The organism is Vibrio rumoiensis (genome assembly GCF_002218045.2).
In the GTDB taxonomy this organism is placed as follows: domain Bacteria; phylum Pseudomonadota; class Gammaproteobacteria; order Enterobacterales; family Vibrionaceae; genus Vibrio; species Vibrio rumoiensis.
The window spans coordinates 601118-612603 of sequence record NZ_AP018685.1; the positions used below are offsets into that span (position 1 = coordinate 601118).

At 42.2% G+C, this 11486-nt stretch carries 7 protein-coding genes; all 7 read left to right on the forward strand.

Annotated features, from left to right (window positions below; genetic code table 11):
• The first annotated feature begins 79 nt into the window (after nucleotides 1-79).
• The 7 genes from VRUMOI_RS02705 to VRUMOI_RS02735 all read left to right on the forward strand — a co-directional run bounded on the left by VRUMOI_RS02705 (nucleotide 80) and on the right by VRUMOI_RS02735 (nucleotide 11469).
• Complete coding sequence (locus VRUMOI_RS02705; protein ID WP_089137968.1) at nucleotides 80-3973, forward strand: DUF6701 domain-containing protein; 3894 nt, start codon at nucleotides 80-82, stop codon at nucleotides 3971-3973.
• A 186-nt stretch (nucleotides 3974-4159) separates the two neighbouring features.
• A complete protein-coding gene (locus VRUMOI_RS02710; protein ID WP_089137967.1) occupies nucleotides 4160-4348 on the forward strand; it encodes a hypothetical protein in 189 nt (62 codons plus the stop codon).
• Nucleotides 4299-7856 carry a DUF6701 domain-containing protein gene (locus VRUMOI_RS02715; RefSeq protein ID WP_162598332.1) on the forward strand — a complete coding sequence of 1186 codons (3558 nt, stop codon included), beginning with the start codon at nucleotides 4299-4301 and terminating at the stop codon, nucleotides 7854-7856. Before VRUMOI_RS02710 ends, VRUMOI_RS02715 begins: the two co-directional genes overlap by 50 nt.
• Nucleotides 7857-8137: 281 nt before the next feature.
• Nucleotides 8138-9181 carry a rod shape-determining protein gene (locus tag VRUMOI_RS02720; protein ID WP_089137965.1) on the forward strand — a complete coding sequence of 348 codons (1044 nt, stop codon included), beginning with the start codon at nucleotides 8138-8140 and terminating at the stop codon, nucleotides 9179-9181.
• Between the two features lie 105 nt (nucleotides 9182-9286).
• The gene (gene mreC / locus VRUMOI_RS02725; protein ID WP_089137964.1) at nucleotides 9287-10165 is read left to right on the forward strand and encodes a rod shape-determining protein MreC; all 879 of its coding nucleotides are present in this window, start codon (nucleotides 9287-9289) and stop codon (nucleotides 10163-10165) included.
• A complete protein-coding gene (mreD, locus tag VRUMOI_RS02730) occupies nucleotides 10158-10646 on the forward strand; it encodes a rod shape-determining protein MreD (protein WP_089137963.1) in 489 nt (162 codons plus the stop codon). The genes mreC and mreD overlap by 8 nt, the downstream gene beginning before the upstream one ends.
• Before the next feature lie 217 nt (nucleotides 10647-10863).
• Nucleotides 10864-11469: a Maf family protein gene (locus VRUMOI_RS02735; protein WP_089137962.1), complete on the forward strand. Its 606-nt coding sequence runs from the start codon at nucleotides 10864-10866 to the stop codon at nucleotides 11467-11469.
• The last annotated feature ends 17 nt before the right edge of the window (nucleotides 11470-11486 follow it).

An 11486-nucleotide genomic window follows, 5' to 3' on the forward strand; every position in this document is an offset into this window, starting at 1 on the left:
ATGAATAAGCCGAATATATGAAGGCAATAACTATTTTATTAACTGCTCAAAATCACTTGCAAACTGGGTGGGTCCATATATGACCGAACCGGTGGATTTTCATAATGGTGAGTCTATTTTTACTGAAGGCGGGGCGGATGACTTGTCGTGTGAATCCGGTTCGGTTGAACCTCCTGCAGCTATCCCCGATGTTTGTGAGTTAGTTCCCGACACCTTGCAAAGTAATTATTATGCCGGTGGTAGTGTCTATGGCAATTTGTCGACGACTCCTGGAGCTGGAAATAAAATTTATTTGCCTTCCGATGACACCAACATGTCGTTTAATTCTACCTTTTCTTCAGATTGTTTTTATCCTGAAGCCGGTGGTCCCGTTGCTTGTAAAGTTGACCCTAATAAGCTGACACCGGGATACCCTTTTGTGTTAGAAGATCATTTTACTGGTGAGCTTCTTTCCATTGCTGCGGGGGAAACGCAGACATTAGAAAGTGGAGAATATTGGTTTGATACCATCACATTTGGAGGCGATAACGCGTCACTTGCGGTGAATGGCCCTGTCGTCATTCATTATAAGCAATTAATTATTCCCCATACGGGCAGTAATACGCGGGTTTATATTAATGATGGTGGTGATCCTAAAAACGTACTTTTTATCGGGCATGGACCAGAGGCCGCGGTATTAACAGAACATGACTCTGCTGCCATTACTTCTTTCGCTCATTATTATGTGGCAAATGAATCAGCTCAAGGTTTAACACTCGGTGGCAGCAACTCTATCTTTTATGGCGGTCTGGCGGCGAATGCTGTCTCTTTAAGCGGTACTGATAACGTGTTTAACGGTGAGGGCAGTTGTGGCGATCCTGATCCAACTCCGCCGGAGCCTGAACCGGATCCCGATCTCTGTACTTTCTTCCCAAGTGGGCTTCAGGGCAACGTGTATGATGACCAAGGGAAAGTATCGGTTCCTATCGTGGTTAAAGACGGTAATGGCGGTGGCGGTAACCGTATTTATTTAGATGAAGAGGGCGTTTTAGGCTTTAGTGCGGCAGATAATAGTATCTACCCATCAAATGTGGGCACCCCATCGAGTGGTTGTGTTTATCGTAATGAAGATGGAACATTCCCGGCCAGTAATGAAACTCATGCTGCGCTTGAGTGTAATATTGATCCTAATTTAGATGCCTTTGATGGCGCACCTCCAATGCTTGATGTATTTGACCCCTCTGGCGACGCGATTCAAGGGATTGATAACGGTGAAGTGACGGCTAGTCCAGGGAATTATTCCACGATTGCATTTGCGAATAATGCCAGCGTAGTCGTGTTAACGGCGGGTACTTATTGGATTGATATGCTAGATTTCAGTAAGAATGGATCGATATTAAAAACGGCGGGTGATGGCCAAGTTATTATTCATTACAACCATATTAATTTCGGTGGTGACAGGGTATTTGTTAATGCGGATACCAATCGTAGTAATGAGTTCTCACAAACGCCAGAAACGATTGATTCGATCCGTGGTGAGTACTCTCCAACGAATTTAATGTTGCTCGGACATGGGCCTGATTCTGGTTTAAATAACCCCCACAGTGATACATATATCAATGCATTGTGGTATATCTCGCCAGAATCAACGAAAGGGGTTGATATTGAATCGACCCAACGTTTTCAGTTTTCAGGAGCACTTTCTGCTCCACAAGTTACGATAACGGGTGGTTCGGATTATAGTTATGTCTATTCAATTCCGGGTGTGGCTTGTCCTCAACCAGATCCTGATGCCAGCTACACGATAGAAGTCACACCGGATGACGGGTATTCGCTAAGCTGTGATGCGCCGAATATCACGTTTACCGTCAAAGATGATAGCGGTGAAATTGCCACTGATTACGATGGTTATATCAATGCCACATTCCCGAATGGCTTAGTGCCAGATAACGCCAATATTATCCAAGGTAAAGTCATCGATGCGGATAATAATGTTTATCAACCGGTTGATGGGCAAGTGATCGTGCCGGTTTCTTCTGGCGAGTATAAGTCTTATGAAGTGAAAGGTGAGTTGGCGGATGATACTAGCCAAGTCGATACTGGTAACATCGAATTTGTCCCTTTTGCTTTTTATATTGACGATCAGCATGTGATTGCGAATAAAGCACAATCGGTTGAAGTGAGAGCCTTAGCTTGTGATAGTGGTACTCATGACAAAGTCGCAGTAAGTTACTCGGGGACGCCAGAGGTCAGCTCTACACTACAAGAGCCTAATGGTGGTGTTGGAACGTTAAGTTTTGAACCTGTGTTCGCGAGTGAAGATAATGGCGAAACGTCAACGGATTTAACGTTCACTGATTCGGGTAAAGTTGCCGTAACCATAGAAGACAAAAACTTTGACTGTACTGGGTATGAAGGTTGTCCAATAGGTGAAGATGGTCAGTCTGATGGTGTGATGAAAGGGGGCTTTACCGTTTATGCTCGTCCATGGACATTTGCGATTTGTGATGCTCAAGGTTCGAAAATGGATGGAACGATCACCGATAGTGCCAGCTTAGGTTATAAAGCGGCAGGTCAAGAATTTGATTTATATGTACGTCCATTACGCTGGGTGTCTGGAAATACCGATCCTGTAATTGGTGCTGAGAATATTGATGTCACCGATATGTGTGATAAACCAATTACACAAAACTATTTATCATCAGGCTCACCGGATTCGACGATGCAATTGAGTTATGAGTTGGCACAACCGAGTGCCGATGTTGGTCATGCAGGTTCGTTGTCGGGTACTCAATCTTTGGCGAATACAGAGAGTAGTGGTACCGGGGAAAGTGGCTATTATAATTTCTCTCAATTGGCTTGGTCGGAAGTTGGCGTGTTAACCGTGAAAATGGATACTGCTGAAGATTATTACGGTATGAATATCAACCAAGGCTACCGTAATATCGGACGTTTTTATCCAGATCATTTATCGATTCTAGAAAATACTTGGAGCTACGCTGAAGGGCATAATGGTTTTGCTTATATGAACCAACCTATTGGTATGTCTTATACGGTAGAAGCTCGAAATGCCAATGATCAGCCGACGCAAAACTATGGCTATTTCACCGAAAGCCTACAAGCTCAATTAAAACTGGTTGGTGTGGATGAGCACAACATGAACTTAGATGAGCGTTTTTATGTCGGAGATAAAGGAACCGATACCGGTTGGAGCTCAGTCACACCAGTATCAGACCGCAACGCACAGTATGTTTATACTACTGATAACTTTGAGTTCTTTAAATTAGCCGAATCGACCGAACCTTATGTTTCGACTCCGGATGGCCCATTTGATACCGATGATTCAAATTGGGGGATGGAGGTTACAGATGAAACCACGGATCAAGTGAACTTTGATTTTAATGATAATGACAATAGTTTTACGGTCGATACATTAAATGAAAAAGCAATGGCATTCAGCGAGAAACCTGATTTTCGTTATGGCCGTATGGTGTTAGACAGCGTGAGTAGTCCAATTGGTGGCCCTGTATCCGTGCCATTACGTGCTGAATTTTGGAGTGGTAACAATTATGAAGTCAACCAAGACGACAATGGCAGCCAATTTAAAACCAATGTTTATTGCGCGGTTAATGAGGATACGAGCGAATCGAGTGGGAGCGCGTTATTGACGGATACTGACAATGACAAGATTTTTCATTTAGTGAGTGATGGTAAATCGTCAATCGTTCAAGCCAAGCAATCGACGGCTCTGCGTGAAATGGTCCGTATCTTCTTACGTCAAGGTAGTAATGATGGGGATTTCCACCATAGTAATCCACAACCAGCAAGTGTGGATTGTGAATGGAATAATAGTGAATCAATCGACCAACCTTGGTTACAGTTTAACTGGCGAGATCAAGGCGATGAAGATCCTTCTACTGTCGTCAATTTTGGTGCTTATCGTGGTAATGACCGAATTATTTTCCGTGGTGAAGAGCAGTTGACGGATAATTAAAGTCGCTTACGATAGCACTATAATTAGATGAAAATAGAAAACCCTGAAAACGTTAAAGTTATCAGGGTTTTCCTGTATCTGTGAGATTTGAATTCAGTGGCGAGATTAAGCTGGGTTAAATGATAAAATTATGTTCTCTTAATTGATTTACTGAATGGATGGTGCTGCTTTGCAGTGGTATCCTTTATGCCTTATTGGTGGCGTCAGGTTGGAATGGATGCGTTATTTAACAAAATTAATGGTGTTGTTTTTTGTCTTGATGCCGATTTCGGTGTGGGCGGCGGGCTCGTGTTCTGTGAAATCGCAGCAAAACATGGCGATAACAATGAAGATAACAATTTATCAGCCATCACAAACTTACGAATTGAAGTTTAAGAAAAGCGGTAGAGGGAAGGAAGAAGTATTGGTTTGGTCTACCAGCAATGCTAATTCGCCAGTTATCTATGAAGATACCTTGGTTGCGGGCAAAAGTTATGATCTGAGAATTTCCTATACAGATAATAACAGCACTTTTATTTATTATCGTAAAGAGGCACAAAGCTCGGTATGGCAAGAGGTGGGGTCGGCTCAAAAAGATTTAGATAATGGTAATGCGGAATTAACCGTAGTTGGTAATGCCGATCTGGATTGTAAGTTTGACGATGAGGTTCCTGAAACACCAGTGGAGCCAGATATTGACTGGTGTGAATACTTCCCTGAACCAGCACAAAGTTGGATAACTCAAGGTACGTCAGATTATTCTGGCTATAGTCCTAGTCAGTTAATAATGAATAATGGTAAGAATGGGCAGTCTATTATCGGCTGGAGTGGTGGTTACGTTCAAGATAACTATATTGAAGATGGTTATACTGATGGTGAATATGGAACCATTGATGTACTTAAAGTCGGATTTGATCTGACAACAGATACAAGTAACTTACATGCTGTAGGTACTTGCGAAACAGCACCTTGTGATACAGGTGGAGAGAAGGTTGATACAAGAAAAGTCTCACCGCCCCCGCGAGTAAATGCTAACTTCCCTGTGAGTGATGGTTCCGCTGATGTCAGTATTACACCCCCTTATAATCCTGGTGATGGCTATCAAATGTGTGATACCTCTGATTTATGTAGTCGTTATACTGATAGCACCGGAACAACTGTAACAATAGATAAAGATATCAATAAACTAACTGTCGCTAGCTACAATGGGGAACATTACAAGATAGTTCTCGATGGAGAGCGTACTATTAAGACTTTGGATGTTAACTCAAATAACGTTGAGGTGATATTTAAAGCCGATAGTGTTATTACGGTTAATACTGCTATATTTTCTCAAGCACCTACTATTATTTTTGAAGATAATGTACGAGTAAATATCTTGGCTAGTTGGACGTTTAATAACTCTATTGCCTTTAAATATGCTGATGGGGCTGATAGTTCATTATTATATGGCCCAGAAGCGACTATAACCATCAGTAATCCGAATATGGATTACGATGGCTATATATTGGCGAAAAATGTTATTTTAAGTAATAGTATTGATATTTACGGTGCGGTTACAGCAAATAAGTTACAAATGGATACTGCTGGCATTAAGATTATTTCAGCTGGTCGATGCTCCGAGCCCACCCCATCAACTCATTACACCCTTGACGTCACCCCTGACAATCAATTCGCATTACTATGCCAAGCACCAGAAGTGACGTTTACTGTTTACAGCGATGATGGCAGTGTGGCCACCGATTACGATGGTACGATTACCGCGACATTTCCTGATGGTTTAACACCAAGCGCTCCTACTGTGGGCACTAAAAATAGCGATTATATTTACACCCCAAATCAAGGTGAAGTAGTCGTTCCTGTTAAGTCTGCTACTTTGCAAGAATATACAGTGAATGCCGAGTTAACCGATGATTCCGATGCGAAAGATTCCGGTAAGCTATTGTTTGGCCCTTACAAATTTTTCGCTGACACAGTAAAAGCCGTGGCAGGGCATCCAACACAATTTGATGTACAAGTACTCGCTTGTAAAAATGATCAGGTTACGCCAGTACAAGGTTATAGCGGTGATAAAGATCTCACGATTACCAATATTAGTTTAACTAAGCCAACCCTTAATCAAGGTGCAGTTGATGGCGATTTAGAAGTCAGTGCGGCTCAAAATGGCAGCTATAGCGCTAGTGATGTCACTTTGAACTTTACTGATGAGGCAAAATCCAGCGCTTATTTGAACTATGAGGAATCCGGCTCTTTAAACTTCACTCTGACCGATCCTGACTTTGTTTGTCCGACTGATTATGATGGGTGTGAAGTCACTAATGACGACGATAGCACTGAAAATATCACGACACTGCAAGGTTTAATTAATGTTGATGTTCGCCCCTGGACGTTTGCAGTCTGTAGCCCAACCAATCAAGATATGAGTGGGGATTCAGATGGTGGTATTGGGTTTATCGCAGCCGGTGAAAAATTCAATTTAGAGGTTAAGCCGATTGTTTGGCAAAGTGGTGGATCTCTTACAGGGGATATCGATGTTAGCCATTACTGTAATGCCAATGTGACGAAAAACTTCCTGCTCACTCAAGCACAAACCGCGACCGTCGTTATGGGGAGTGAACTTGCGACGCCAATTGATGGTCGATTAGGTTCGGGTATTCAAGCGACGGATGGTGGCAGTTTAGAGCGAGAACATGATGCTGTGCTAAATTCTGGTGATGATCATTACACTTTTAATGATGTTACGTGGCAAGAGGTCGGGAGTCTCGCCGTCAATGCTGATAGTAACGCGGATTACTTAGGAATGGATATCAACCGAGGTTATCGCGAAATTGGCCGTTTTTACCCACATCATTTTAAGCTTGAAAATGACAATAACTGGGATTATGCCAGCGGACACAATGGTTTTGCCTATATGAATCAGCCTATTGCTATGGATTATAGAGTGAAAGCGAAAAGTGCTTCTGACAGTGATACCGAAAACTATGGTTATTTTGCTGATAAATTAAAAGCAAGCTTAATGGTTGAGGCCATTGAAAAGTCGATCGTTTTTGGAACCACTATCGATGGAGATAGTTTGAGTGAGCGCTTTATTGCTGGCGATAATCAAAGCTTAAATAATTGGGACAAAGCGACTTATGAGTTTCATTCTAACGACTTTATGTTCTTGAAAGATCACTCGAGTAATTCTCCTTATACCACAAACCCTGATGGGCCTTATGATCGTGACAATTCAGTGTTTGGAGTCATGGTTGACCCTTCTAATACGACGTTCAGTAATGATGATCATGTTAATTTTGTTCAAGACTTAGCTGATTCTGGTACTTTTAAGACTCGTAATGGGCTGGATAATATTGGCGTCGCCTTTTTTACTCAGCCAGATTTTCGCTATGGTCGTATGGCATTAGATGCGGTGAGTGGGCCGATTGGTGGGCCTATATCGGTTCCGCTACGAGTCGAGTATTGGGATAACACAAATTTTGTGGTCAATAACGATGATAATGGCAGCCACTTTAAAACCGACGTGTATTACGTGATGAGTAATGCTAGTGGTAGTAGTGCGCAACTGACCAGTTCTGCATCATCTTCTTTTCTTTCAGTCGCCAATGGTAAATCGAGCCGAGTGCAAGCGAAACAAAGTACCGCTACGAGAGAAACGGTTCGCTTATTCTTGAGGCAAGGTAATATCTCAGGCGGGTTTGGCAATAATTCTGAACCTGCAGCCGATGATGAGCTCAATGCGACGATTGATGGCTGGAAAAATTCAGAAAATATCGAACAACCTTGGTTGCAATTTAACTGGCGAGATAAAGGGGATGAAGATCCTTCTTCTGTGGTTTCTTTTGGTGCTTACCGAGGGAATGATCGCATTATTTATCGTGGAGAGCCGAATTTAACCGCGAATTAGGTGATAGGGGGCGGGTTCCTAGTCCTTAGGAAGCGCCTCTCGAGCACTTCGTTTCTCGTAACTCGTTACGCGACCCGCGCCTTTGCTTTTTCGAATGACGAGAAGTGCAACGCCCGAGCATCGAGATCCGAATTCCATCTTTTTCCTGACCTTGAGTTAACTTTATGTAAGAATACCGCCTATTCTTACTCTGAGTACGGTTAATGCTTGCCGATAGTGCAAGGCATTGGTACATTTAGCACAATTTTATTTCCTTCTATGCTCTTAGGATAACGAAGAATATGTTCAAGAAACTTCGTGGTATGTTTTCAAATGATCTTTCAATAGATCTAGGTACAGCCAACACACTTATTTATGTTAAAGGTCAAGGCATTGTTCTTGATGAGCCTTCTGTTGTTGCGATCCGTCAAGATCGTAATAGTACAGCGAAAACTGTCGCAGCTGTCGGTCATGAAGCTAAGCAAATGCTTGGTCGTACTCCAGGTAATATTTCAGCCATTCGTCCAATGAAAGACGGTGTGATCGCTGACTTTTATGTGACAGAAAAAATGTTGCAGCACTTCATTAAACAAGTGCATGACAATAGCGTTTTAAAACCAAGCCCTCGCGTATTGGTATGTGTTCCTTGTGGTTCAACTCAAGTTGAGCGACGCGCGATTCGTGAATCAGCATTAGGTGCTGGTGCTCGTGAGGTTTACCTTATTGATGAGCCAATGGCAGCAGCAATTGGTGCTGGCCTTCGTGTTTCTGAGCCAACCGGTTCAATGGTGGTTGATATCGGTGGTGGTACCACAGAAGTTGCGGTTATCTCGTTAAATGGTGTGGTTTACTCTTCTTCTGTACGTATCGGTGGTGACCGCTTTGATGAAGCGATCATCAACTACGTTCGTCGTAACTACGGTAGCTTAATTGGTGAAGCGACAGCTGAAAAAATTAAACATGAAATCGGTTCGGCTTACCCTGGCGACGAAGTGATGGAAATGGAAGTGCGTGGTCGTAACCTTGCTGAAGGTGTACCTCGTAGCTTTACTCTAAATTCAAATGAAATTCTTGAAGCATTACAAGAGCCTTTATCAGGTATTGTTTCTGCGGTGATGGTTGCTCTTGAGCAATGCCCACCAGAGTTGGCTTCTGATATTTCTGAAAATGGAATGGTTCTAACCGGTGGTGGGGCATTACTAAAAGATATAGATCGCTTACTAACAGAAGAAACTGGCATTCCTGTTGTTGTTGCCGATGAACCATTAACGTGCGTTGCGCTTGGTGGTGGTAAAGCACTTGAAATGATTGATATGCATGGTGGCGATCTATTCAGCGAAGAGTAAGCTCAAGCTATTTGATGTTGCAGTGTATGGAGATATGATTTCTCCTTTCTGCAACTTCATTTATGTAGAGTTTATTACTAGGAATAGAGACGACAATTTAATTGCATGAAATTGATATTTGGCCGCGGCCCTTCTTTACAATTGCGCTTATTTTTTGCACTGATTATATCAGCCAGCTTAATGCTGGCTGATAGTCGTTTAGATACTTTCTCAAATGTTCGTTATTTGCTCAATAGTTCTGTTGCTCCGATCCAATATGCAGCGAATTTACCGAGAAGCATGTTTGATGGAATGTATGAACGCTTGAATAGTATGAAAACCTTGGTTAATACCAATAGCGCTTTAAAGAATGAAGTATTGACCTTAAAAAGTAATTTGTTACTCCTTGAGCAATATAAAGAAGAAAATGTTCGCTTGCGTGAATTGCTAGGTTCTCCTTATGTGAGAGATGAGCGAAAAGTTGTTACTGAAGTAATGGCGGTCGATTCATCGCCTTATCGTCATCAGGTCGTGATTGATAAAGGTCATACCGATGGTGTGTATGAAGGCCAGCCGGTGATCAATGAAAAAGGTATTGTCGGTCAGGTGATCAATGTCTCTGCTCATAATAGCCGGGTGCTATTACTGACGGACAGCAATAGCTCCATTCCGGTACAAGTCTTACGCAACGATATTCGAGTTATTGCCTCTGGTGATGGTGATATTGATTCCATTCAATTAGAAAACGTCCCAACGAGTACTCATATTGAAACGGGGGATTTGTTAGTGACTTCTGGTTTGGCCGGCCGTTATCCTGAAGGTTATCCGGTTGCTTATGTCACTAGTGTTAAGAACGATAACCGTCTTCCTTTCGCCGAAATTGAGGCAAAACCTGTGGTTGAATTTGATCGCCTACGCTACTTATTGCTTGTATGGCCAGATCAAGAGCGTCAAAAACAAGCTCAAACAATAGAATTATCTGAGCAGGTGGTAGGAAATGACTAATCACTTATTTAGAAGCAAATTAATCATTTGGTGCTCTTTTTTTACCGCTTTGATTCTTCAGGCTGTACCTTGGCCTGGTCCATTAGAAATGATGCGTCCTAGTTGGGTGATTCTGGTATCCAGTTACTGGATATTAGCATTACCGCACCGTGTCAGTGTCGGCACTGCATTAATCTTAGGTTTGCTTTGGGATCTTGTCATCGGCACCACCTTAGGTGTCCACGGTATCGTGATGGCGGTTACTGCTTATCTTGTGGCTCTGAATTTCCAAGTATTACGTAATATGGCACTGTGGCAGCAAGGTGTAGTCATTGGCAGTCTTACCGTATTGGCTGAGTTTCTAGAATTCTTTGGTGAGTTCTTAATTAAAGATATTGAATTTAATCCTCATCTCTTATGGTCTGGTGTGATTAACTGCATTTTATGGCCTTGGATGTTCTTACTTTTAAGAAGAGTGAGACGACACTGGCATATGCGTTAACTTGCCACTGACATACAAGCGTAGTGTGATCTTAAAACTGCTCGTACTCTGAAAATAATAACTTATCTGGAAGCTATAACGGTGTCGAAATAGTAGCGTGGCTGTTTGTATTTTGACCGTTTCTATTTCTGCCATGTAAATGATGATATAACGTAAAGTGTAAGGTCACTGACGCTAAGACTTACCGCTTTAAGATTCTTTCAACCTGCGAGGTAGTATGTCTCACTTTTCTTCCAGTTCTCATTACCCTAATTTTTATTTAGCTTCTGGATCTCCTCGACGTAAAGAACTGCTCACTCAACTTGGTTACCAATTCAATATTGTTGTTCCTAATATTGAAGAACAACAGCAACCCAATGAATTACCATTAGAATATGTTGAACGTCTTTCTCGTCAAAAAGCGCAAGCGGGTGTTGTCCTAATCTCATCTATCCCCGAAGAATCACAGTTTCCCGTTCTCGGTGCTGATACGATAGTTGTTGTCGATGATCAAGTCTTAGAAAAACCAAACGATTATGCTGATTGTCTACGTATGTTGCAGTCGTTGTCTAACCGGCAGCATCAAGTGATGACATCGGTTACTGTCGCAACTTCGACTCATCATCTCACTAAAGTTGTGGTGACTGATGTATGGTTTAAATCTTTAACTGAACAAGAAATTGAAGCTTATTGGCAAACTGGTGAACCATGCGATAAAGCTGGTGGTTATGGCATTCAAGGTATTGGTGGTCGTTTCGTTTCCCGTATTGATGGCAGTTTTCATGCTGTAATGGGGTTACCTTTATATGAGACCGATGAGTTATTAAATCAATTTTTAGTTTAAAACTATGAGGCACAATC